This is a genomic window from Cellvibrio sp. PSBB006 (assembly GCF_002162135.1).
Taxonomy (GTDB): domain Bacteria; phylum Pseudomonadota; class Gammaproteobacteria; order Pseudomonadales; family Cellvibrionaceae; genus Cellvibrio.
This window is the reverse complement of the sequence record NZ_CP021382.1, coordinates 3378654-3402240: the sequence shown is the minus strand read 5'-3', so window position 1 is coordinate 3402240 and position 23587 is coordinate 3378654. Positions and strand designations below refer to the sequence as shown.

The following is a 23587-nucleotide window of genomic DNA, read 5'->3' as shown; positions in this document are numbered from 1 at the left end:
TAAACGCACTCAAAGCGTCTTCATATACTCAATCAGTTGTCTTTTCTCGTCATCCGAAAGATCTGTTCCCGCCTCATGGCCGCGGTTGGAGTTGCCGGCCTGGATTGCACCGGCGGGAGTCAATACCTGGAACTCATTGAGACCTTCCGTGGTAACGAAACCAACATTGACAGGGTCAAATTTTCGACTTCCAACCCAAAACCTGACGACCCGTTTTTCAGGCTTCTGCAGCAATTCCCACAAGTTAGGCACGGAGCCGTTGTGTAAATAAGGCGCTGTCGCCCAGATGCCATTGAGAGGACGCGCTTTATATACCAGCCCCTTTAATCTTTATCTATCGAGTGTTCTGCCCCATTTTTGGAGGGCGGGGCATTGGCGGAAACTGAATACTTGGATGCTGACACCTAGTCTTGCGGGATTATTTTACGAACGTCTTCACGCGCTGTATTGCGATATCTAGACGTATAAACGGGTATTTATTGATTTTGATACTAAGTGCTTTTCGTGTCTCAACTTTGCCAAAGTACCGCTGCCACGAATCACCATGCCTCAGGAGATCCAACAGCATTGTCTCGAACTCAGCTTGAGTCCAGTACGTCCGGAATCCATTTCCAGCAGGAGGGAGACTTGGAGCTGGATTCTTACCATTAATGTAATCGCCCAAGGTATACATGTTTACGTACGCCATGAATATCGAGTACACCCACGTCGGTGTTCCTTCTTGGGTTTGCCATGGAATCGCTACAAAGTGATGACAGCCAGGAAGGGTTTGAAAGTGCCAGACCGCCGTTCCTATTCGATTCAGATTTTCCGGCAGTGCTATTGCGTTTGCTATGGCATTTCTAATTTCCTCTTCTGACTCCTTCAACGTAATCGATATGTCGTCGCGATCCGTTTGGTATTTCGTGTAGACCGCTCTGCCGATCTCGGCTGGTACCGAACCGCAATCAGCAAGTTCTTGTAAAGATTTATTTTTTGAAATTGCCTCTACCAATGCCAATCCTGTCGTCATGCTAGATTCTCCCTCTCGTGATTTACTCTAAACAACGCTACCATTTTCATTTCGCAAAGAACAGGCGGATCTTTAGACTTTGGGTCTGTTGCGTAAATTTCGGCTGCCTCGGAATCATCACCAACTCTTTTATCATCCTCTGGTGGGAGCCGTGACCGCGACAGCCGAGATCGAGACTATGGCGTCAATTGCCCGGACTGCATTGAGTACACAGCCCCCTTCTGAGGGTTTCCTCGCTCGTGGATTCCTAACTTCGGGGTTACTGCTGAGGCAGCATGCAGTTTTTTTGTGCGGCTTTAATACCGTCCAGATTAAGAACCGCCCCTGTAGATGACGGCTTTTGTACCGCTATCACAAACTGCTGTAAGTACGCACGGTATAGCGCCTAATGGAGACGAATCCTTCAATCGCATTTTAAATTGATTCGATAAGCTGCTTCAGTCGTTGGGGAACAAATTCGAATGCCCGGAGCTCACCGCGAAGCCAATCGAGGTAGTAAGTCCCTTGAGTCGCCAGCTCTTAAAACCCAGCAGTGGCTTAATGTTGATCACGGCTGGGTTAGTATCACCAATTATTTTAAAGTATCGGCATTTATTTTAACGTATCACTAATTATTTAAAATCGACAACAATCTTTTCTCAAGAAACCCTCCTCACTCCACCGTCACACTCTTCGCCAAATTCCTCGGCTGATCCACATCCGTTCCCTTGATAATCGCCACGTAATAACTCAGCAACTGCAAGGGCAGGGTGTAGAGAATCGGCGCGAGCCAGGGGTGGGCGTGAGGCACGTTGATTACGCGCATGGTGTCATCCGATTCAAAGTGCGCATCCACATCGGCGAACACGTAAAGGATACCGCCGCGGGCGCGGACTTCTTCGACGTTGGACTTTAATTTTTCCAGCAAATCATTATTCGGCGCGACGACGATGATGGGCATCTGCGCGTCGATTAATGCGAGCGGGCCGTGTTTTAATTCGCCGGCGGCGTAGGCTTCGGCATGAATATATGAAATTTCTTTTAGCTTTAACGCGCCTTCCATTGCGATGGGGTATTGATCGCCGCGACCTAAAAATAACGCGTGGTGTTTATCCGCAAATTCCTCGGCGAGGGCTTCGATGCGATTGGCCAACGCGAGGGATTCTTCGAGTTTGGCTGGCAGGCTTTTTAGCGCGGCAACCATGTCGGCTTGTTGTTCGGCGGTTAAACCATTGTATTTACCCACAGCTAACACCAGCATCGCCAAACCAACCAATTGCGTGGTAAACGCTTTGGTAGAGGCTACGCCTATTTCGGCTCCGGCGCGTGTCATAAACGCGAGGTCGGATTCGCGTACCAGCGACGAGCCGGCAACGTTACAAATCGTCAGGCTGCCGAGGTAACCCAATTCTTTTGCCAAACGCAAAGCCGCGAGTGTGTCAGCGGTTTCGCCGGATTGGCTGATGGTGACGATCAAACTGTTGGGTTGCACAAACGATTTGCGATAGCGAAATTCGCTGGCGATTTCGACGTTGCAGGAAATGCCTGCAAGGGATTCCAGCCAATAGCGCGCGACCATGGCGGAGTGATAGCTGGTGCCGCAGGCGACGATCTGGATGTGTTTTACTTTTTTGAATAATTCCGCCGCGCCGTTACCGAAAGTTTCGTCAAGCACGCTGGCGTTGCTTAAACGGCCCTCAAGCGTGTTCATCACCGCTTGCGGTTGCTCGTGAATTTCTTTCAGCATGAAGTGGCGATATTGGCCTTTATCGCCCGCGTCGTAACTGGCCGTCGATTCGTGGGCCTGACGCTCCACGGGATTGCCGTCTTTGTCAAAGATACTGATGGTTTGTCGGGTGATTTCTGCAACGTCACCTTCTTCAAGAAAAATAAACCGGCGAGTGACCGGCAGCAACGCCAGTTGATCGGACGCGATAAAGTTTTCACCGATGCCCAGACCAATAACCAAGGGGCTGCCGGAGCGCGCAACAACCAAACGCGAACTGTCGCTGCGGTCCATCAGTACCGTGCCATAAGCACCGTCCAATTGTTTAACCGTACGCTGTACGGCGTCGAGTAAAGAACTGGCGGTTTTTAATTCGCGGTGCACCAAGTGCGCGATAACTTCGGTGTCGGTATCGGAATTAAAGATGTAACCCTGCGCTTGCAATTCACTGCGCAGACGCGCGTGATTTTCGATGATGCCGTTATGCACCACCGCGATGTTATCCGGTGAAACGTGCGGGTGGGCATTGCGTTCGCTCGGCTCGCCGTGGGTGGCCCAGCGGGTATGTGCGATGCCAGTACCGCCGGGCGTTGGGCTGGCGGCTACAGCGTCTGCCAATTCTTTTACTTTGCCAAGGCGGCGCAGGCGTTGCAGTTCGCCGTTGTTGTTGATCACCGCCACACCGGCTGAGTCATAGCCGCGATATTCGAGGCGACGTAATCCTTCCACCAGAATATCCACCACATCCCTTTGCGCTACCGCGCCGACAATTCCACACATGTTGTTCTCCAATGATTGTTTGTTGCTGTTCAGTTGTTGGTTCTCTCCTGCGTGGGAGAGCCGGTGCTGTGCCGGATTTTTTTGGCTCGTGCGTCTGATGACGCTGTTGTTTTTTTGTTTGGTTTTCTGTCGGATTACGCTGCGCTAATCCGACCTACGGGTTGCGGTGCAAATGACTTGTACGCCGTGTTGTTCGATGTGTTTTTTGGCAACGGGGCTGATGCCGTCGTCAGTGACGAGCACACTAACCGCCGACCAGGGTAATTCCAGGTTGTGTATCTTGCGGCCGATCTTGTCGGATTCGGCCATGACGATCACTTCGCGCGCGACCTCGGCCATCACGCGGCTAAGGCTGTAGAGTTCGTTGAAGGTGGTGGTGCCGCGCTCCAGGTCCAGCCCGTCGGCGCCGATAAAAAATTGATCAAAGTTGTAGGAACGCAGAATCTGTTCCGCTAGTTGGCCTTGAAAGCCTTCGGATTTCGGGTCCCAGGTACCGCCGGTCATCAGGATCGTGGGTTCGTTTTCCAGCTCGCGCAGGGCGTTGGCGACACTGAGGGAGTTGGTCATCACCACCAGGCCTTGCTTGTGGGACAACTCCGGCAGCAGGGCAGCCGTAGTTGTGCTGCCACTGTCGAGGATGATGCGGTTGTGATCGCGGATGAGTTCAGCGGCGGCTTTGGCCAGTGTCTGCTTACGAACCGAAACTTTTTCGATAGAAGGGTCGGCAATAAGTTCTTGCGGCACAGGAACCGCACCGCCATAGCGACGCAGAAGTAAGCCATTACTTTCAAGGGCGGACAGATCTTTACGGATAGTAACTTCAGACGTCTCAAAGCGCGCTGCCAGCGCTTCAACGCTGACTTCGCCTTCGCTGTTGAGCAAATCAATGATGGCGCGACGGCGCTGCTGGGTATTGCGTTTGGTCATTTGCGGGCGGCTCCGTGCCGTAAGTTTCGAAACGAAAGGCATTCTACGCCTTCGAAACTTTTATGCAAGTGGGAAACGCCGGACACCGCCGCTCCCGTAGGTCGGCTTAGTACAGCGTAAGCCGACGCGATATGCTTATGAAGGGCATTGTCGGATTACGCCTTTGGCTAATCCGACCTACATGGAAGAAAGAGGCCCGGTTGAACCGGGCCTTGGGGTTACTGCACGAACTTGGAGAGCAGGCGGATGTAGGCGACTTGATAGTCGTTGTGGTTTTCGGTGACCTGCCAGGAATTGAGCGGCCAGCTGGTGTTGAAGTCGAGGTAGGACTTCATTGGCGGTTGGCCTTTGGGTGGCGTTGGTGCGGCGGTGCCACAACCGGGGTTGGGATTAGGCGAGGTGCAGTTGCCGTCCCAATCGTAATTCGGGTTCGGCCCGCCAACCAAAAAGCCGGGCGCCGGGCCGTAAACGGACTCACCAACTCTGTCCCATAAATCGCTGCCGTTGGCGAACCAGGAATGGTAGAACTCATTCACCGAACTGTGCGCGCCGACGCTGCCCATATTGGAGAGGTAGGTCATGGCCTGGGGATTTACGCCATGGATGTAGTTGATGTAGCCAAGCGCCGCGTTGCGCACTTCTGCTTCGTCCGCATCGCCGAGGTCAAAGCTCAGCAAGTTATAAAAGGTGGTGCCTTTGCGGGACATGGTGCGATTGCTGCCCCAAGTGAAATTACCGTCGCCAAGGAAAGCGAGATAAGCGTCGGCGTTATTGCGCACAGCGCCCCAGTTTTCATCAGTATTCATCGCTGTCGCGTAGTTGGTTTTGATGCTGTTGGCAACCGACGAAGTAGCGTTGGGTAGTGAGGCGTAATAAAGGAAGTTGGTCAGTTGCGGCTCGTTCCAGGGGGATACCCAATCGATAGGAGCAGCGTTGTATTGTGTATCTACAAAATCGCGATAGCTGGTATTGCCGGTAGCGGCAAACAGGTAGATAGCGGCGGCAAGTTTTTTGGCGGCGCGACCGGCGTCATCAACTTCCTGTTGGCCGGCGGCCAGGCCCAGCGAGCCATTTTCTGACACATTGTTGGAGAAGGTTACGTTTGGATTGGCATTCGCCCAGGCCCAGGCTTCTTCCGCACGATTGCCAAGATCTTCTGCATAAGTATTAAGCGATGCAATACCTAATGATCCGAGAACTTTGCTTCCCATCGCAAGAGCTGAAGCACTGGTGAGAGTTGCAGAGGTACTTGCTGGGCCGTACAAACTTGGACCGTTCGCGCTGGACGGTGGACTGGCATGGGATAAACCCATCACCGACAGCACTGAGCCATTGTCTTCTTGCATCTTGATCAGCCAGTCGAAACCCCATTTAATTTCATCGATTAAATCTGGAATACCATTACCAGACTCGGGAATATTAAAGTCGTCAGTCCATATCGTCGGGTTTTCCAGGTAGGCGTGAAGCAGAACGATCAAGTAATCCGCATGCCAGTTGGTGTACTTGTTGTAGTCACCGGCATCGTACCAACCGCCGGATAAATCCCGCTCTGTTGCAGCATTGCCGGTATCGTTGTACAAGCGCGCATTTGTATCCTGACCTGCACCGATATGACTGGCCGTGTCAGTCCATCCAGCTTCAGCGTAAGGCTCCTGTTTGGAAAAACCTGCACGTTGATAAAAGAAGGTGCGCACGGCGTGTTTCAAAACGGGTTTATAAACGTCCGCATGAATTTTAAAACCCGCTGACCGAACATTATTCTCCGCATCCACAACAGCATAGTTGCCTTGCGCGATGATCGAACTGAAATCGAACCACCAGGCTTTATCACCGGAAGTCGTATGCGTAGCTCCTGCATTCCACATCTGTACAGCGCCGCTATACACGATTGCTCCGGTATCCATATTGACTACGTTATAGGTGGCACCGGGGACAAAACTTTCGGCGGCGTCGTAACCAGTTTGAGGATCACGGATAACCGCAACTTTTTCCGCTGAGGGTAAATATCCGAATTGGTCCACCACAATAAATGAGCTGACCGTTGTAGGAATTGTGGCAGCGGAAGAGCTGGAAGCTTCACTGCTTGTTGCCGAGCTAACCGAACTGGATGCTTCACTCGAATTCGCGGCACTGGAACTGGAGGGATTGGGAGTGGGATCGGGGGAGTCGCTTCCGCCACCACCGCAAGCTGAAATAAGTCCGCCAAACAGCAGGATCAACGTGAGTTTATAGTTATTCATAAACCGGGGCCTCGTTATTATTGTTGGATAGATGGCGCTGATGATACCGGTTTCACACTTGACTAACAGCTAATGCATCGCATTATTTTGATTCTTTACATCCTGGGCAGGGTGACCTGCCCAGGATTTTTTATGCATAAAAACGTCGTTTCGATTTCAGTGCATATCGTAAATTTCAATTCCCACGGCAAGCATCAGGATTTCTTCTTCGGCCGCTCCCAGCCCTGAATATTGCGCTGCTTGCCGCGTGCAATGGCCAACTCTTCATCCGCAACATCCTTGGTGATAATCGAGCCGGCCCCGACGGTCGCATTGGCGCCGACCTTGACCGGCGCGACCAGGGCCGAGTTGGAGCCGATAAAGGCGTTGTCACCAATCTCGGTTTTGAATTTGTTCACGCCATCGTAATTACAGGTGATGGTGCCCGCGCCGATGTTGGCTTTTTTCCCGATGGTGGTATCACCGATATAACTCAGGTGATTCACTTTGCTGCCTTCACCGATCACGGCCTTTTTGGTTTCGACAAAGTTGCCGATCTTCGCGCCCTGCGCCAATTGCGTGCCGGGGCGCAGACGGGCAAAAGGTCCAATATCGCAGTCGCCTGCAGTGACCGTATCTTCAATGTGGCTATTGGCTTTGATATGCGTGTTATTGCCGATGCGGCTGTTGATGATCACGCAGTTGGGTTCGATGGTAACGCCGTCGCCGAGCACGACCTCGCCTTCAAACACACAGTTGATGTCGATCACGACATCGCGGCCAACCTCAATAGTGCCACGGCAGTCAAACCGCGCCGGGTCCAATAACGTCACTCCAGCAACCATGAGTTCGTTGGCTTTTTGTTTTTGATAGAAACGTTCCAGTGCGGCCTGTTGCTGACGATTGTTGATGCCTTCCACTTCTTCGATAGCGTTGGGCTGTTCAACCTGGATCGCCACACCGTTCTGGCGGGCGAGAGCGATGATGTCCGTCAGATAATATTCGCCTTGCGCATTGTTATTGGTCAGTTGCGGCAACCATTGTTGTAGATGCTTTGCCTTCACCGCCATGATGCCGGTATTGATTTCGTTGATCTGGCGTTGCGCGTCAGTGGCATCTTTGTGTTCGACGATCGCGCTCACCGCACCATCGCCGTCACGCAAGATACGCCCGTAACCGGTGGGGTCGGGGAGGTTGACGGTCAATAATCCCATTTGATGATCGTTCACATGGGCGATCAGTTTTTGCAGGGTTTCAGCGCGCGTCAAAGGAACGTCACCGTACAGGATCAGGACGGTAGCCTCGTCGCGCAGTTGCGGCAGGGCCTGTTGTACCGCGTGACCGGTCCCCAGTTGTTGGGCCTGCAAGATGAAGCTCACATCCGGTGCGGCCATCTTCTCTTCCACCTTTTCCGCACCATGGCCAGTGATAATCAGGATGCGCTCACTTCCCACCTGGCGCGCGGTATCCACCACATGCTGCACCAACGCTTTGCCGCCCACAGGGTGCAGGACTTTGGGTAAATCAGAGCGCATGCGTGTGCCTTTACCGGCGGCGAGAACAAGAATATCGAGCATGATGATTCCTTTTCGGTGGATGTGGATGGGATAAATCGGTGCACATTCTAACGGTTTATGACCGTTGATGCTGCCGTTACGACAAGCCGGCGGTTACGGATATGTCATAAGCTTTGTTAAATATTTTGACTTCACTGCGAGGCACAAACACTATCAATGTCATCAATTACCGGGTGACATTATGAATAGGTTCCTGACATCTTTTATCAAGGTTTTGTGTCTGCTCGTCGGTAGCCAATACGGTGCTCAGAGCCTTGCTGCCAATCCCATTGATCCGGGTTGGTATGCCGATCCGGAGATACGGATCTTCAACGACCAGTTCTGGATTTATCCAACTTATTCTGCCGGCGAAACCACGCCCGACCTACCGGTCACCCTGAGCGAAAGCCAGCGCGAACAACGCAACCAGCCTGGTATCTGGTCGCCGTTCCTGAAACAGACGTTTCTCGATGCCTTTTCTTCCCCGGACCTCGTCAACTGGACCAGACATCATCGGGTATTGGATATCAAGGATGTAAGTTGGGCTGCCTATGCCGTCTGGGCGCCCTCCGCGATCGCGGCTAACGGTAAGTACTACCTGTTCTTCAGCGCCAACAATATCCTGGACAACGAACAGCTCGGCGGCATCGGTGTGGCGGTCGCCGATAAACCCGAAGGCCCTTATCGCGATGCCTTGGGCAAACCGCTGATCGGCCAGATTCACAAGGGCGCGCAGCCCATCGATCAGATGGTATTCAAGGACGACGATGGCCAGTTCTACCTCTATTACGGTGGCTGGAAGCGCTGCAATGTCGTCAAGCTAAGTAAGGATTTACTCAGCCTGGAGCCCTTTGCTGATGGCGAGTTCTACAAAGACATCACACCGAGTGAAGACTATGTTGAAGGCTCGTTTATGGTGAAACGCAAGGGGATGTATTATCTGATGTGGTCCGAAGGAGAGTGGACGGGGCCGGATTACAGCGTGGCCTACGCCATGGCTTCATCGCCGCTGGGGCCGTTCAAGCGCATCGGCAAAATCCTGCAACAGGATACCAGGATCGCCAAGGGCGCCGGCCATCATTCCGTGGTGAATATTCCGGGTACAGATAATTGGTACATTGTTTACCATCGCCGCCCTTTGGACACTAATGACGGCAACCATCGGCTGATGGCGATTGAGCACTTGTATTTCAATGAAGATGGTTCCATCAAACCGGTCGTGATGACCAACGAAGGGGTTGCACCGGTGCCTTTATAGAAGCTCTGAAATCGCTGCGGTGCAGGAAAGTAAAAAGGGTAGCCTGAGCTACCCTTTTTTAGTTTGGTGAATCCACACAAGAGTTGTGTTTATTTACCGAGTTTCTTACGAATCGATTGCAATGTGCGTAACTGGGCAGAGGCTTCTGCCAACTGGATAGCCGCGCGGGAATAATCCACTTCACCCGATTGATTTGCCAGTTGTTGCGCAGCGTGCTCTTTGGCTTGTTGCGCTGCCGCTTCGTCCATGTCACCGGCGCGCAGGGCGGTATCAGCCAGCACCGTCACATGGTAAGGCTGCACTTCAAGATAGCCACCGGAGACGTAGAAGATCTCTTCCTCGCCACCTTGCTTCTTGATGCGCACCGGGCCTGGCTCAAGGCCAGTTAACAAGGGCGCGTGGCCGTAGTTAATACCCAGATCACCCAGCGAACCGTTGGCCACTACCATCTCGACCAGACCGGAGAAAATCTCGCGCTCTGCACTGACGATATCGCATTGAACAGTCATAGCCATGTCTCTGTCTCTCATGCTGAGAACAACCCGGCAGGCTCTTAATAAGAGGCGCTACCGGGTATGGTCATTATTTCAGTTTGGCAGCTTTCTCGACCACTTCATCGATAGAACCAACCATGTAGAACGCCTGCTCTGGCAGGTGATCGTACTCACCGGCAAGGATGCCTCTGAAACCGCGAATGGTTTCTTTCAGCGGCACGTATTTGCCCGGTGAACCGGTAAATACTTCTGCGACGTGGAATGGCTGGGACAGGAAGCGCTCGATCTTACGCGCGCGGGCTACGGTTTGTTTGTCTTCTTCTGACAATTCATCCATACCCAGGATCGCGATAATGTCTTTCAGCTCTTTGAAACGTTGCAGTACGGTTTGCACGCCGCGCGCGGTTTCGTAGTGTTCCTGACCGATGATCAGCGGGTCCAACTGACGTGAGGTTGAATCCAGCGGGTCAATTGCCGGGTAAATACCTTTTGCAGCGATGTCACGGCTCAGTACTACGGTTGAGTCCAAGTGCGCAAAGGTGGTGGCCGGTGACGGGTCGGTCAAGTCATCCGCGGGTACGTATACGGCTTGTACCGAGGTGATAGAACCGGTTTTGGTTGAGGTAATACGCTCTTGCAGAACGCCCATCTCTTCCGCCAGGGTCGGCTGGTAACCTACCGCTGAAGGCATACGGCCCAACAGTGCAGATACTTCCGTACCGGCTAGGGTGTAACGGTAGATGTTGTCCACAAACAACAGAACATCTTTTCCTTCGTCACGGAATTTTTCAGCCATGGTCAAACCGGTCAAGGCTACGCGCAAACGGTTGCCTGGTGGCTCGTTCATCTGGCCGTATACCATCGCTACTTTATCCACAACCTTGGAGTCGGTCATTTCGTGGTAGAAGTCGTTACCTTCACGAGTACGCTCACCCACACCGGCGAATACCGACAGACCGCTGTGCTCTTTGGCGATGTTGTTGATCAGTTCCATCATGTTGACGGTTTTACCTACACCCGCACCACCGAACAGACCAACTTTACCGCCCTTGGCGAAAGGACATACCAGGTCGATAACTTTAATACCGGTTTCCAGCAAGTCATTGGATGCAGCCAGTTCTTCGTAAGCGGGCGCCTTGCGGTGAATCTGCATGCGCTCTTGCTCGCCGATGGGACCTGCTTCATCAATGGGGTTGCCCAATACGTCCATGATGCGACCGAGGGTTTCTTTACCGACGGGTACTTTGATGGGCTCATTGGTGTTGGAAACAGCCAGACCACGACGCAGACCCTCTGAGGAGCCCAGTGCAATAGTGCGCACTACGCCGTCGCCCAATTGTTGTTGTACTTCCAGCGTCAAGTCGCCTTCGGTGACCTTCAGTGCATCATAAATTTGGGGCACGGCATCGCGCGGGAATTCCACGTCGATAACGGCACCGATGATTTGTACGATACGTCCGCTACTCATTTCCGGTTCCTCTTCATCTCAGGCTGGCTAATCTGTTAGCGCGGACCTGAAGGTTTAAACTCAAAATTGTTGCATCAGCTTAGGAAGCGACCGCCGCTGCGCCACCCACGATCTCGGACAACTCCTGGGTAATCGCTGATTGACGGGCCTTGTTGTAGATCAACTTGAGGCTATCGATCAGCTCACCGGCGTTATCAGTGGCGCTTTTCATGGCGATCATGCGCGCAGCTTGTTCAGCCGCCGCATTTTCCACTACCGCTTGATACACCTGGGATTCGATGTAGCGAGTCAAGAGGCCGTCGAGTAACACTTCGGCGTTGGGCTCGTAGATGTAATCCCAATGGTGTTTCAGCTTTTTGTTTTCTTCCGGTTCCAGCGGCAATAACTGACGCAGGGTAGGGCTCTGGGTCATGGTGTTGACGAATTCGTTACTCACCAGAAAGAGACGATCAATCTTGCCGTCGGCGTATGCGTCGAGCATCACTTTAACGCTACCGATCAGGTCGGCCACGCTGGGTGCTTCACCCAGGTCGCGGGTAGCGGCAACCACATTGCCACCAAAGCTTTTAAAGAATGCCGAGGCTTTTGCACCAATCAGGCAAAGATCGATATCCACGCCCTGATCCGACCAGGGTTTCATATTTCTGATAGCGGTTTTGAACACGTTAATGTTCAAGCCGCCGCAGAGACCGCGGTCACTGGATACCAGGATAAAACCGACGCGTTTAACGTCGCGCTGTTGCATAAAACTGTGCTTGTACTCGGGATTGGCGTTGGCCAGATGCCCGATCACCTCACGCATACGCTTGGCGTAAGGCTTACCCAACTGCATCCGCTCCTGAGCACGGCGCATCTTACTGGCGGCGACCATTTCCATCGCGCTGGTAATCTTTTGCGTGCTCTTGATGCTGAGCATCTGGGTCCGTATTTCTTTTGTGCCTGCCATTCTCAAAGGCCCTCAAGATGTGCGTTACGACATGGAAAGGCCCGCATAATCGCGGGCCTGCAATGTCTTACCAGGTTTGGCTCGCCTTGAACTTGGTGATCAGTTCTTTGAATTTGCCTTCCAGTTCCGCGTTCCAGTCGCCGGTGGTGTTGATGGTCTTCATCACATCGGCGTATTCACTGTTAGCGTAAGAGAGGATGGCAGCTTCAAAATCCAGCACCTTGTTTACCGGCACATCTTTCAGGTGACCTTCGTTGGCCGCATACAGAACCAATGCCATCTGCGCGATGCTCATGGGCGAGAATTGCTTCTGCTTCATGAGTTCTGTCACGCGTTGGCCGTGATCCAGCTGTGACTTGGTCGCTTCATCCAGATCAGAGGCAAACTGGGAGAAGGCGGCCAATTCACGGTACTGTGCCAGAGCGGTACGGATACCACCGGACAACTTCTTGATGACCTTGGTTTGCGCCGCACCACCTACCCGCGATACCGAAATACCGGCGTTCATCGCCGGACGGATACCGGAGTTAAACATGGAGGCTTCCAGGAAGATCTGACCATCGGTGATCGAAATCACGTTGGTCGGAACGAACGCCGACACGTCACCCGCCTGGGTTTCAATCATTGGCAGCGCCGTCAAGGAACCGGTTTTGCCGGTTACTTCGCCCTTGGTGAATTTCTCCACCCAAGCTTCGCTCACACGCGAAGCGCGCTCCAGCAGACGGGAGTGCAAATAGAATACGTCACCAGGGTAGGCTTCACGGCCTGGCGGACGACGTAACAACAGGGAGATTTGACGGTAAGCCCAAGCTTGTTTGGTCAGGTCGTCATAAATGATCAACGCATCCTGACCGCGGTCGCGGTAGTACTCACCAATGGTGCAACCGGCAAAAGGAGCCAGGAATTGCATCGCCGCCGGGTCAGAGGCCGTAGCCGCTACCACTACGGTGTGCTCCATAGCGCCGTGCTCTTCCAGTTTGCGCACAACGGCAGCAATAGAAGAGGCTTTTTGGCCGATAGCGACATAAATACATTTAATGCCGGAATCTTTCTGGTTGATAATGGCGTCGATCGCGATAGCGGTCTTACCGATCTGACGGTCACCAATGATCAGCTCACGCTGACCACGACCAATCGGCACCATGGCGTCGATGGCTTTCAAACCGATTTGCACCGGTTGGTCGACCGACTTACGCCAGATTACGCCGGGTGCAACTTTTTCGATGGCGTCAGTCAACTTGGCGTTGACAGGGCCTTTACCGTCGATAGGGTTACCCAGTGCATCGATTACGCGACCTTCCAGCTCCGGACCAACCGGCACTTCAAGGATACGGCCAGTACATTTACAGGTTTGGCCCTCGGCGATGCCGATATAGTCACCCAGGATTACCGCACCGACAGAGTCGCGCTCCAGGTTCAGGGCCATACCGAAACGACCGCCGTCGAACTCGATCATTTCACCGTACATCACGTCCATCAAGCCGTGAATACGGACGATACCGTCGGATACAGATACTACGGTGCCCACATTACGGGCTTCAGAAGACACATCGAGCTGGTCGATGCGCTGCTTGATTATTTCGCTAATCTCGGATGGATTCAGCTGCTGCATGCTCTATTCCTCAATCCTACGAATTGATTGCTTTGGCGAGTTTCTCTAACCGACCGCGCATCGAGCCGTCGATGACCAAATCACCTGCTTTGATAATTACGCCTGCCAGCAAATGCTGGTCGACAACCGTCTGGACATTTACCTTGCGCGCCAACTTGCTACTCAGTGCTTCTGCAAGATTGGCTTGACTCGCATCGTCCAGGGCGATGGCGGTGGTCAATTCAACGTCGATTGCTTGCTCTTGTGCAGTCTTGAGAGCATCAAATAATTGATAGATCTCCGGCAGCAACAGCAGGCGCTTGTTTTGCGCCAATAACACAATGAAATTACGCACGGGTGCGCTTAACTCGTCACCACATGCATCGATCAACAGCTGTGCTTGTTGCTGAGCAGACAATGACGGCGATGCGACCTTTTTCTGCATTACGCCATAACGGCTGACGGCAGCAAGTGTTGCCAATTGCTTGCCCCAGCCTGCCAGGTCCTTCGCTTCCAGCGCGTACTGAAACGCGGCTTTCGCGTATGGCCGGGCGAGTGTAGTCAGTTCAGCCACGGTTCACCTCGCTTATAGACTGGCAGCCAGTTTGTCGAGCATGGTCTTGTGTGTGGCTTCATTGACTGAAGCTTGCAAGACTTTCTCGGCACCGGCCAGCGCCAGAACGGCGACTTGTGAGCGCAGTTTTTCTTTCGCGCGATTCACTTCCTGCTCAACTTCTGCCTCGGCGGCAGCTTTGATGCGATCAGCTTCAGCGCGTGCCTGTTCTTTGGCTTCCTCAACAATTTGCGTAGCGCGTTTGTTGGCGGATTCAAGGATGGCAGCAGCTTCTTGCTTGGCGTCGCGCAGGGTGTGGGTGGCTTTTTCCTGGGCTAACTCGAGATCCTTGCTCGCACGATCTGCGGCAGCAAGGCCGTCTGCGATTAACTTCTGGCGTTCGGCCATCGCAGCGGTGATGAACGGCCACACGAACTTCATGCAGAAAAGCACGAAGAATAAAAACGTGATGGACTGTCCGATTAAGGTCAAATTAATGTTCACGCCGATAACCCCTGTTGTGGAAAGCTTTTGGCTGTTGGTAGAAACCTTCGAGAGAAACCCTCAAAAAATTTCTGTTAAAAGCACAAGCGTTTCAAATTAAGCCAGAGTTGGCACAACAACGAACAGAACGTACATCGCGATACCTACACCGATCATTGGAACAGCGTCGAGCAGACCGGCGATCAGGAACATTTTGCCTTGCAGCATCGGCGCCAATTCCGGCTGACGCGCAGAACCTTCCAACAACTTACCGCCCAAAATAGCGAAGCCAATAGCGGTACCCAACGCACCCAAACCAATCAACAGTGCAACAGCGATCAGAGCTAAACCCATGGTGTTTCTCCTCAAATGGTCAAAAGTTAAAAAATAAAGCTAAACAGTGAATGAAAAAATTAATGCGTAAACTGGTCTTCTTCTTCCACATTGTGTGCCATAGCCATGTACACGATGGTCAATACCATGAATACAAATGCTTGCAGCGTGATCACCAGGATGTGGAATACGGCCCAACCCCATTGCAGGAAGCCCCCGAAGATACCGATCAACAAGCCGGCACCGAACATGGTGGCAATCAGGATGAAGATCATTTCACCGGCGTACATGTTGCCGAACAACCGCAGGCCAAGCGAAATCGGCTTGGCGATCAAGGCGATGGTTTCGAGGGTGAAGTTAATCACGATCAACAGCGGCGCAAAGATGATACCGATGCCGTGGAAAGACGGGTGGAAAGGGTGGAAAGTTAATTCCTTGATAAAGCCGATCAGGCCTTTTTTGGCAATACTGAAGCCAATCATCAGAGCGAATACGGTGAAACCCATGGCCATGGTGATATTCACATCGGTCGTCGGTACGACCTTGAAGTAGAAGTGACGGTCGCCCGTGATCCACATCGCCAACTCCGGCAGCCAGTCCACCGGCACCAGGTCCATCAGGTTCATCAGGAATATCCAGACGAAGATAGTCAAAGCAAGAGGAGCGATGAAGGGATTTTTATGTTGGAAACCGTCTTTCACGGTCTTGTCGATAAATTCGATGATCATCTCAACAAAGTTGAGGAAACCGGTGGGCACACCGGCGTGGGCTTTTTTGGCCGCCCACCGGAACAGGGTGACGAAGATCAAACCCAGACCGATAGACCAGGCCATAGAATCCAGGTGGATCGCATTGAAACCCATGGCTTTCATTTCTTCGGAACAATGTGCAACCACCCAACTGGTGGTTTCCTGTACCCGAGTGCCATCGCAATAAGTGCCTGCGGGCAACTTGCCATAGGTCCAGTTGGTCAAGTGGTGCAGGATATATTCAGTCGTAGTGGGGGCGTGCCCTTCCGCTGCCATGGTTAATTCTCACGTTGCAAGTTGGATGAATATGGATCAACGGGGCTGCTTCAGCGTCAGGGCTGTAAGCAACCACGAAAAAATCTGTGCGGCGATGAACGCGAGGAAGAATACGAGCAGATTGACCTTGTCTGCGCGATGGAAAACCGCAGCAAACAGCAATGCCGTGAGAAAAAACTTTATAGCCTCGGCGCGGTAAAATGCACTTACCGCTGTTACAGCCGCACGTGCGCCCCGGTATTTAAACGAATACCAGGAGAAGCAGATGGCAGGTAACAAGCAAACCGAAAAACCCCATAAAAGTGATAGACCCCATTTGGAATCTATCGGCATTACCGCCACTGCCAGTACAACCGCCGCCAGCCACAACATAAACAATCGCTGCACAACTGGTGGTCTGGCTATGGTGCTTGGACGGAGTCGACCTATCTCAGGCTTTGTTTTTCTCAATTCTTCGACGTTTTTGCCGCTTCTTATCAACTAACAGCCCAAGTTGGTGCAACCTTTGTGCTACCTGATTGGGCCGCCGCATTATAGGGACATTAAATAGGCGCAGCAAGTTTAAATCCGCCGCGCCCGTGGCTCTCTACGTTAAATAACTTACTAAATCCACTATCTCACTTGATATGGGCGAGAATGCCATCCAGTTCATCAAGGGTGTTGTAGTTAATCACCAGTTTGCCTTTGCCTTTGGCCGTATGCTGGATCTCCACACCCGCGCCCAGCGTATCGGACAATTGTTCTTGCAGGCGCCGAATATCAGCGGAGGGTGCAGCTGGCGCCTTGATCTTGTCCTTGTGTTTATTTTCCTGAAAGTTGCGTACCAGGGTTTCCGTTTGGCGAACCGATAAGCCCTTCGCCACGATCTGCCGGCCGATATCGCGTTGGTCTGGTGCATCCAGCGTCAAGAGCGCGCGGGCGTGACCCATCTCCAGGTCGCCGTGTTCCAGCAGGGTTTTGACTTCATCAGTCAGGGCAATCAAGCGCAACAGGTTGGTCACTGTCGTGCGCGACTTACCCACCGCTTGTGCCACTTCCTGGTGCGTTAATTCAAATTCATCCTGCAGACGCTTGAGCGCAACCGCCTCTTCGATAGGGTTGAGGTCTTCGCGCTGGATATTTTCGATCAGCGCCATAGCGATTGCCGCTTCGTCGGGCACATCGCGGATTACCGCTGGAATCTTGTCCAGTCCGGCCAATTGAGTAGCGCGCCAGCGCCGTTCGCCGGCAATAATTTCGTACTTATCCGGACCTATCTGCCGCACCACAATCGGCTGCATCACGCCTTGGGCTTTGATGGATTCCGCCAGTTCTTCTAGTTGTTCCGGGTGCATGTCGCGACGCGGCTGATATTTACCGCGCTGACAAAATTCCACGGGAATATGCGCCAGTTTGCCATCAGCGGGTAACTGTTCAGCTGTTGAAACGGTTTCTCCGGTGGGAGATGTGGTGGCAACCTGTGGCGGTGACATTCCCAACCCGGCACTCAGGAGTGCATCCAGTCCCTTACCTAAACCTTTGCGTTTTGACGACATATCTTGCGAGCCTGTGTTCTGAGCTCCGCTATTCGGAGCGGGCTTGAATCCTAGTGAATCGGGTCTTCCGCCGCAGCGACGAATTCTGAGGGTTTGTAATTGGGATCGTTGCGGCGAATGATTTCCCCGGCCAGAGCCAGGTAAGCAATCGCACCCTTGGATACCCGATCGAACGCCAGCACGGGTTGACCGAAACTGGGCGCTTCCGCAAGGCGGACATTGCGCGGGATGCAGGTGCGATAAACGCGATCGCCAAAATGCTGGGTCAATTGGGCCGAAACATCATTGGTCAAACTGTTGCGCGGATCGTACATGGTGCGCAGTAAGCCTTCGATCTTCAATTGCGGGTTTAGCAATTGCTGAATCTGGTTGATGGTATTGACCAGGGCCGACAAACCCTCAAGGGCGTAATACTCACACTGCATGGCAATGATGACGCCATCGCAGGCCGTCAGTGCATTCACCGTCAACATGTTCAGCGACGGCGGACAATCGATGATGACGTAATCGTATTGTTCGCGAATCTGTTGCAAACCCTGTTGCAGCAGGCGCTCTTTGTTCGCCAGGGAAAGCATCTCCACTTCCGCCGCCGTAAGATCGCTGTTGGCAGGCAACACCTGATAGCCGCCACTTTCCGAGGTGAGGATACAGTCGACCGCTGCCGCGCGCTGGGTCAGTACATCATAGACACTGCGCTCAACATCATCTTTGTCGATACCACTGCCCATGGTGGCATTACCTTGCGGATCGAGATCCACCAGCAGGACACGCTTTTTGGTTGCCACCAGCGAAGCGGCCAGATTGACGCAGGTAGTGGTTTTACCTACTCCGCCTTTTTGGTTGGCTACAGCGTATATCTTGGTCAAGTGATGTTCCTTAACGGGCCCGGATGAGACAGCGGGCTATTGTGTGGCAGTTATTTTTTCAGGGCAACCGGGAAGATGGGATTTTTACCACCGCAACCAGAGGTTGCCAAGGCTTAGTCGACGGGTTTGAGAATCAGCAAGTGTCGTTCCCCGTCCGTTTCGGGGACATTGAGTGGATAACTCGCCTCAAGGCTGACCTTGCCTTGCAACGGCAGCAGTTCATCATCGGGATACAGGCCCTTCATCGCCATAAAGATACCTTCGTCCGCCAGCAGATGGATACAACCTTCGGTCATATCCTGCAAACTGGCAAAGGCGCGGCTGATCACCACCTGGAATTTTTCGGTCGGCTGAAATTGTTCAACACGACGGTTTTCCACGGTGACGTTATCCAAATCGAGTAAGGTTTTTACGTGAAATAAAAAGCGGGTTTTTTTACCGTTACTGTCGAGCAAGGTAAACCGTTTTTCGGGAAACATGATGGCTAGGGGAATACCCGGCAAACCTCCGCCAGTTCCTACATCGATAATATTTTCAAGATGGGAATAGGTCGACTGCTGAAAGTAGGGCACCACACTCAAGCTATCCAGAATATGCCGTGCAACCATTTGTTCAATATTACGAATGGCTGAAAGATTGTAAGCCTTGTTCCATTTATCAAATTCGTTGAGGTAAGCCAGTAATTTTTCTATCTGCGTTTCATTTAATGACACAGACAATTGATCAGCACCATCAATCAATTGTTGTTGTAGTTTTTTTTGTAGATCAGTCAAAACCAAATACTCGTAAGGAAAGATGTTCGCGAGGATTCCATAGTGACTTCCGAGACCATCACCCGCATGGATGCGGGTGCTGAGCCTACAGGGATGTATTCACGGCGTGTCTCGGAAGTCACTATGGAATCCGTCTCTCAGAGCTAAAACTCTGAAATTAAAATTTTCTTTTTCGCAATTTATCAAGAAGCTTGTTCAAGACTCTCGGCTGATTTTGCTTTTTTTAACAAGCCACGTTTTTTCATGTACATCATGAGTTGTGAAATCGCTGCCGGGGTTACGCCGGAAATTCGTGAAGCCCGTGCAAGAGTTTCCGGTTTGGCGTTGGCGAGTTTTTGTTTTACCTCGTTGGACAAACCTTCCACTTGGGTAAAATCAAAATCCGTCGGAATCAAGGTGTTTTCATACGCGCGCATGCGCTCGATCTCTTCCTGCTGGCGATCAATGTAACCTGAGTACTTCGCCTCGATTTCAATTTGTTCCGCCACAAACTCATCAGCAACGCCTTCGCCTTTTAAATCGGCAAGATCTGCATATTCCAGTTCCGGACGTTTTAATAAGTCGTAAAGATTGTATTCGCGTAATAATTTCGTCTGCACTTTCGCTTCGATTTTTTCGGCTTCAGGTGATCCGGCTTGAATCCAGGTGGCTTTCAGGCGTTCCTGTTCGCGCGCGATGGCTTCGCGTTTTTCGCAGAAGGCGCGCCACTGTTCTTCGCCGACTAATCCCAGTTCGCGCCCTTTTTCTGTGAGCCGTAAATCGGCATTGTCTTCGCGCAGCATCAACCGGTATTCCGCGCGGCTGGTGAACATGCGATAGGGTTCTTTGGTACCGAGGGTAATCAGGTCGTCAACCAATACACCGAGATAGGCTTCATCGCGACGCGGACACCAGGTGTCTTTGTCCTGCGCGCGCAGCGATGCATTTAAACCGGCGAGCAAGCCTTGGGCGCCCGCTTCTTCGTAGCCCGTGGTGCCGTTAATCTGGCCAGCAAAAAACAATCCGCCAATGACTTTGGTTTCAAGACTGTGTTTCAAATCCTGTGGATTAAAAAAGTCGTATTCAATCGCGTAGCCGGGGCGAACGATATGCGCGTTTTCAAAACCTTTGATGGATCGCACCAGGCTCATCTGCACATCAAACGGCAGGCTGGTCGAAATACCATTGGGATACAGTTCGTGGGTGGTTAAACCCTCCGGCTCGATAAATACCTGGTGAGAGTCTTTATCCGCGAAGCGGTGAATCTTGTCTTCGATGGATGGACAGTAGCGTGGACCGATGCCTTCGATGACGCCGGAGTACATCGGCGAACGATCCAGACCGCCGCGAATAATCTCGTGGGTTTTTTCGTTGGTGTGGGTGATCCAGCAACACATTTGCTCCGGGTGCATCGCGCGATTGCCGCGCACTGACATCACCGGGCGTGGCTCATCGCCCCATTGTTTTTCCAGACCATCAAAATTAACGGTACGCGCATCAATACGCGGCGGTGTACCGGTTTTCAAGCGATCAACGCGCAAAGGCAACTCGCGCAGACGTTTGGAAAGTGCAATGGACGGTGGATCACCGGCACGACCACCGGAATGATTTTGCAAACCGATATGGATCAAACCACCGAGAAAAGTGCCGGCGGTCAACACCACCGAACTGGCGTAAAACTTTAATCCCATCTGTGTCACCACACCACGTACCTGATCATTTTCCACGATCAGGTCATCGGCGGCTTGCTGGAAGATCCACAGGTTAGGCTGGTTTTCCAGCATGTGGCGAACCGCTGCTTTGTAAAGAATCCGGTCAGCCTGGGCACGGGTAGCCCGCACGGCCGGGCCTTTACGAGCGTTGAGTACCCGAAACTGGATGCCGCCTTTGTCGGTGGCCAACGCCATCGCACCGCCCAGGGCATCGATTTCTTTCACCAGATGGCTTTTTCCGATACCGCCAATAGCCGGATTACACGACATCTGCCCCAAGGTCTCGATATTGTGGGTCAACAACAGGGTTTTACTACCCATCCGCGCCGCCGCCAGGCAAGCCTCGGTCCCTGCGTGGCCGCCGCCAATTACGATGACATCAAAACGTTCAGGAAAGATCATGGTTTTAAAGGCCTCACAAGTCAGCCGGTTGGAAAAAGGGGATCAGGCAAATTCAAAAGGGGCGCCATTATAGAGCGGCGCGCTCACTTGTACAAAACTTGCGCAAACTATTTTTAGTTTCAATGTTTTTAGTTCTTCACGTTACAACAGTGGAAAATTTATTAATTAAAAATATATAGAGTTATTTAATGAAAGGATAAATGCTGTTACTACTAATATGAGACCGGCATTCTGTGGATAAGACAAAAATATCCTTTAATTTCAATAAATTAGTTTAATAATAAGTCCAAGGGAAAGATCCTCATAAGCTGGCAGAAAGCTGCCGCAAAGCTGGTGGTAAAAGTGTTAGTTATACAGCCAGAGCTGATTTTTCAGGTTATCCCCAAAACTATTGGCAGTTTTTAAGCCCACAAGCCAACAGACTTACCCACATAACGCAGATAGCTGGATCAAAATATGAAGGAAAACAGAAGTTTATTGAATAAACCTGTGAATAAATGTGGATAACTTGTGTAACTGCTGGTGGAATCAGGGTTAATAACGAGGAAAAGGTTACTCGCAGGGGAAGGTTTTTGCTCGTTATTGACGTGGATGGGGTGTTTATTTGCCGATGCAGAAACTGCTGAAGATACGGCCGAGGAGATCATCAGAGGTAAATTGACCCGTAATTTCACTCAGTGCGTTCTGAGCCTGGCGTAGATCCTCGGCGAATAATTCGCCCGCAGCATAGCCATGAAGCTGGGCTTTGCCGGCATTGAGATAGATCTGGGCACGTTCCAGTGCATCCAGATGGCGTCGACGGGCGGTGAAGCCGCCTTCACCGGTCTGTTGATAACCCATGATGTCTTTAAGGTGTTGCTTGAGGATATCGATCCCGGCTCCGGTAGCGGCACTGATGCCTATAGCACTGTGTTCTTTATTAAGGAATCCACAGGCCTCGTTGGTTAAATCGATCTTGTTGCGTACCAGAGTCAGCTTGTCCGGGTCCGGCAGCTGGGAAACAAATTCCGGCCAGAGGATCTCCGGTTGTTGCTCGTCACTGCTGCGCGCATCGACTAATAAGAGGATACGGTCAGCCTGGCGGATCTCCTGCCAGGCGCGCTGGATACCGATCTGTTCGACTTCATCGGGACTGTCGCGTAATCCGGCGGTATCGATGATATGCAGCGGCATGCCGTCAATGTGGATATGTTCGCGCAACACATCGCGAGTAGTGCCTTCGATGCTGGTGACAATGGCGCTGTCCCGTCCGCTCAAGGCATTTAACAAGCTGGATTTACCGGCATTGGGACGACCGGCAATCACCACCCGCATGCCGTCACGCATCAAGACGCCTTGTTTGGCTTCGCGAAATACCGCTTCAAGACGCTGCTCTATGTGTGCAAATTCTTTTGCAACGTGGCCGTCGCTCAGGAAATCGATCTCCTCTTCGGGAAAATCGATAGCCGCTTCAACATAGATGCGTAACTGGATCAGCGCTTCCACCAGTTCATTGATCTTCACTGAGAAGGCACCCTGCAAAGAATGTAGGGCATTGCGAGCGGCCTGTTCGGTAGTGGCATCAATCAGGTCAGCGATGGCTTCGGCTTGGGCGAGGTCCAGTTTGTCATTGAGGAAGGCGCGCTCCGAGAATTCGCCGGGACGCGCAAGTCGTACACCCAGTCGGGTAATTTCGCGCAGCAGTAAGTCCAGGATAACCGGGCCACCGTGGCCCTGCAGTTCGAGGACATCTTCGCCGGTGAAGGAATGGGGACCGGGGAAAAACAACGCAATACCCTGGTCGAGGACTTCGCCAGCTTGAGTGTGGAAGCTGCAATAGTGCGCATGGCGCGGTTGCAAGGGTTGCTTGAGTAATGCATCCGCCACTATGCGGGCTTTAGGGCCTGAGACCCGCAGGATACCGACACCACCGCGCCCGGTGGCGGTGGCGATGGCGGCAATAGTGTCGGTATTGGGATTCACGATAAGGG

General features: G+C 52.3%; 21 protein-coding genes. 1 reads left to right on the top strand and 20 read right to left on the bottom strand.

All coding sequences use genetic code 11. The features are described 5' to 3' along the window. Nucleotides 1-9: 9 nt before the first annotated feature. From CBR65_RS22510 to glmU, 6 genes are all read right to left on the bottom strand, one after another. Nucleotides 10-318 (bottom strand): di-heme-cytochrome C peroxidase, encoded by a 309-nt coding sequence (locus CBR65_RS22510; RefSeq protein WP_255377181.1) that lies wholly within the window; start codon nt 316-318, stop codon nt 10-12. 100 nt (nt 319-418) lie between these two features. Further along, nucleotides 419-1012 carry a hypothetical protein gene (locus tag CBR65_RS13990; RefSeq protein WP_087467431.1) on the bottom strand — a complete coding sequence of 198 codons (594 nt, stop codon included), beginning with the start codon at nt 1010-1012 and terminating at the stop codon, nt 419-421. 652 nt (nt 1013-1664) lie between these two features. Continuing rightward, complete coding sequence (gene glmS / locus CBR65_RS13985; protein ID WP_087467430.1) at nt 1665-3497, bottom strand: glutamine--fructose-6-phosphate transaminase (isomerizing); 1833 nt, start codon at nt 3495-3497, stop codon at nt 1665-1667. A gap of 144 nt (nt 3498-3641) precedes the next feature. After that, nucleotides 3642-4424, bottom strand: a complete 783-nt coding sequence (locus CBR65_RS13980; RefSeq protein WP_087467429.1) for a DeoR/GlpR family DNA-binding transcription regulator — start codon at nt 4422-4424, stop codon at nt 3642-3644. A gap of 218 nt (nt 4425-4642) precedes the next feature. Beyond that, complete coding sequence (locus CBR65_RS13975; RefSeq protein WP_087467428.1) at nt 4643-6664, bottom strand: glycoside hydrolase family 9 protein; 2022 nt, start codon at nt 6662-6664, stop codon at nt 4643-4645. Between the two features lie 194 nt (nt 6665-6858). Continuing rightward, nucleotides 6859-8220, bottom strand: a complete 1362-nt coding sequence (glmU, locus tag CBR65_RS13970) for a bifunctional UDP-N-acetylglucosamine diphosphorylase/glucosamine-1-phosphate N-acetyltransferase GlmU (protein WP_087467427.1) — start codon at nt 8218-8220, stop codon at nt 6859-6861. A 181-nt stretch (nt 8221-8401) separates the two neighbouring features. On the opposite strand from glmU, the gene CBR65_RS13965 reads away from it, so the two are divergent. Beyond that, nucleotides 8402-9457: a glycoside hydrolase family 43 protein gene (locus CBR65_RS13965; RefSeq protein WP_087469075.1), complete on the top strand. Its 1056-nt coding sequence runs from the start codon at nt 8402-8404 to the stop codon at nt 9455-9457. 89 nt (nt 9458-9546) lie between these two features. Here CBR65_RS13965 and CBR65_RS13960 read toward each other — a convergent pair whose 3' ends face one another. The 14 genes from CBR65_RS13960 to mnmE all read right to left on the bottom strand — a co-directional run bounded on the left by CBR65_RS13960 (nt 9547) and on the right by mnmE (nt 23579). Beyond that, nucleotides 9547-9972, bottom strand: a complete 426-nt coding sequence (locus tag CBR65_RS13960) for a F0F1 ATP synthase subunit epsilon (protein ID WP_087467426.1) — start codon at nt 9970-9972, stop codon at nt 9547-9549. A gap of 67 nt (nt 9973-10039) precedes the next feature. Next, nucleotides 10040-11419, bottom strand: a complete 1380-nt coding sequence (gene atpD / locus CBR65_RS13955) for a F0F1 ATP synthase subunit beta (RefSeq protein ID WP_087467425.1) — start codon at nt 11417-11419, stop codon at nt 10040-10042. Nucleotides 11420-11498: 79 nt separating this feature from the next. Further along, nucleotides 11499-12365: a F0F1 ATP synthase subunit gamma gene (gene atpG / locus CBR65_RS13950; protein ID WP_087467424.1), complete on the bottom strand. Its 867-nt coding sequence runs from the start codon at nt 12363-12365 to the stop codon at nt 11499-11501. A 67-nt stretch (nt 12366-12432) separates the two neighbouring features. Next, nucleotides 12433-13977 carry a F0F1 ATP synthase subunit alpha gene (gene atpA / locus CBR65_RS13945; RefSeq protein WP_087467423.1) on the bottom strand — a complete coding sequence of 515 codons (1545 nt, stop codon included), beginning with the start codon at nt 13975-13977 and terminating at the stop codon, nt 12433-12435. A gap of 16 nt (nt 13978-13993) precedes the next feature. Next, nucleotides 13994-14530 carry a F0F1 ATP synthase subunit delta gene (locus tag CBR65_RS13940; protein ID WP_087467422.1) on the bottom strand — a complete coding sequence of 179 codons (537 nt, stop codon included), beginning with the start codon at nt 14528-14530 and terminating at the stop codon, nt 13994-13996. Nucleotides 14531-14542: 12 nt separating this feature from the next. Then, the gene (locus CBR65_RS13935) at nt 14543-15013 is read right to left on the bottom strand and encodes a F0F1 ATP synthase subunit B (RefSeq protein WP_087467421.1); all 471 of its coding nucleotides are present in this window, start codon (nt 15011-15013) and stop codon (nt 14543-14545) included. A gap of 96 nt (nt 15014-15109) precedes the next feature. Then, the gene (gene atpE / locus CBR65_RS13930; RefSeq protein WP_087467420.1) at nt 15110-15346 is read right to left on the bottom strand and encodes a F0F1 ATP synthase subunit C; all 237 of its coding nucleotides are present in this window, start codon (nt 15344-15346) and stop codon (nt 15110-15112) included. A 59-nt stretch (nt 15347-15405) separates the two neighbouring features. Then, the gene (gene atpB / locus CBR65_RS13925) at nt 15406-16350 is read right to left on the bottom strand and encodes a F0F1 ATP synthase subunit A (RefSeq protein WP_087467419.1); all 945 of its coding nucleotides are present in this window, start codon (nt 16348-16350) and stop codon (nt 15406-15408) included. Between the two features lie 36 nt (nt 16351-16386). Continuing rightward, complete coding sequence (locus CBR65_RS13920; RefSeq protein ID WP_087467418.1) at nt 16387-16722, bottom strand: ATP synthase subunit I; 336 nt, start codon at nt 16720-16722, stop codon at nt 16387-16389. Nucleotides 16723-16967: 245 nt separating this feature from the next. Continuing rightward, the gene (locus tag CBR65_RS13915; RefSeq protein WP_087467417.1) at nt 16968-17885 is read right to left on the bottom strand and encodes a ParB/RepB/Spo0J family partition protein; all 918 of its coding nucleotides are present in this window, start codon (nt 17883-17885) and stop codon (nt 16968-16970) included. A gap of 50 nt (nt 17886-17935) precedes the next feature. Next, nucleotides 17936-18751, bottom strand: a complete 816-nt coding sequence (locus tag CBR65_RS13910) for a ParA family protein (RefSeq protein ID WP_087467416.1) — start codon at nt 18749-18751, stop codon at nt 17936-17938. Nucleotides 18752-18864: 113 nt separating this feature from the next. Further along, entirely contained in the window at nt 18865-19524 is a 660-nt protein-coding gene (rsmG, locus tag CBR65_RS13905; RefSeq protein ID WP_087469074.1) for a 16S rRNA (guanine(527)-N(7))-methyltransferase RsmG, read from the bottom strand. A gap of 182 nt (nt 19525-19706) precedes the next feature. Further along, on the bottom strand, nt 19707-21617 hold the full coding sequence (mnmG, locus tag CBR65_RS13900; RefSeq protein ID WP_087467415.1) for a tRNA uridine-5-carboxymethylaminomethyl(34) synthesis enzyme MnmG: 1911 nt from the start codon (nt 21615-21617) through the stop codon (nt 19707-19709). Nucleotides 21618-22217: 600 nt separating this feature from the next. Continuing rightward, nucleotides 22218-23579, bottom strand: a complete 1362-nt coding sequence (gene mnmE, locus CBR65_RS13895) for a tRNA uridine-5-carboxymethylaminomethyl(34) synthesis GTPase MnmE (protein ID WP_087467414.1) — start codon at nt 23577-23579, stop codon at nt 22218-22220. Between the last annotated feature and the right edge of the window lie 8 nt (nt 23580-23587).

Bases quoted from the DNA above. Each gene is read 5' to 3' on its own strand.
- CBR65_RS13965 (WP_087469075.1), top strand. From the start codon at position 8,402: ATGAATAGGTTCCTGACATCTTTTATCAAGGTTTTGTGTCTGCTCGTC.
- glmS (WP_087467430.1), bottom strand. From the start codon at position 3,497: ATGTGTGGAATTGTCGGCGCGGTAGCGCAAAGGGATGTGGTGGATATT.
- atpA (WP_087467423.1), bottom strand. From the start codon at position 13,977: ATGCAGCAGCTGAATCCATCCGAGATTAGCGAAATAATCAAGCAGCGC.
- CBR65_RS13915 (WP_087467417.1), bottom strand. From the start codon at position 17,885: ATGTCGTCAAAACGCAAAGGTTTAGGTAAGGGACTGGATGCACTCCTG.
- atpE (WP_087467420.1), bottom strand. From the start codon at position 15,346: ATGGGTTTAGCTCTGATCGCTGTTGCACTGTTGATTGGTTTGGGTGCG.
- atpB (WP_087467419.1), bottom strand. From the start codon at position 16,350: ATGGCAGCGGAAGGGCACGCCCCCACTACGACTGAATATATCCTGCAC.
- CBR65_RS13990 (WP_087467431.1), bottom strand. From the start codon at position 1,012: ATGACGACAGGATTGGCATTGGTAGAGGCAATTTCAAAAAATAAATCT.
- atpG (WP_087467424.1), bottom strand. From the start codon at position 12,365: ATGGCAGGCACAAAAGAAATACGGACCCAGATGCTCAGCATCAAGAGC.
- CBR65_RS13980 (WP_087467429.1), bottom strand. From the start codon at position 4,424: ATGACCAAACGCAATACCCAGCAGCGCCGTCGCGCCATCATTGATTTG.
- atpD (WP_087467425.1), bottom strand. From the start codon at position 11,419: ATGAGTAGCGGACGTATCGTACAAATCATCGGTGCCGTTATCGACGTG.
- mnmG (WP_087467415.1), bottom strand. From the start codon at position 21,617: ATGATCTTTCCTGAACGTTTTGATGTCATCGTAATTGGCGGCGGCCAC.
- CBR65_RS13975 (WP_087467428.1), bottom strand. From the start codon at position 6,664: ATGAATAACTATAAACTCACGTTGATCCTGCTGTTTGGCGGACTTATT.
- CBR65_RS13960 (WP_087467426.1), bottom strand. From the start codon at position 9,972: ATGGCTATGACTGTTCAATGCGATATCGTCAGTGCAGAGCGCGAGATT.
- CBR65_RS13920 (WP_087467418.1), bottom strand. From the start codon at position 16,722: ATGTTGTGGCTGGCGGCGGTTGTACTGGCAGTGGCGGTAATGCCGATA.
- glmU (WP_087467427.1), bottom strand. From the start codon at position 8,220: ATGCTCGATATTCTTGTTCTCGCCGCCGGTAAAGGCACACGCATGCGC.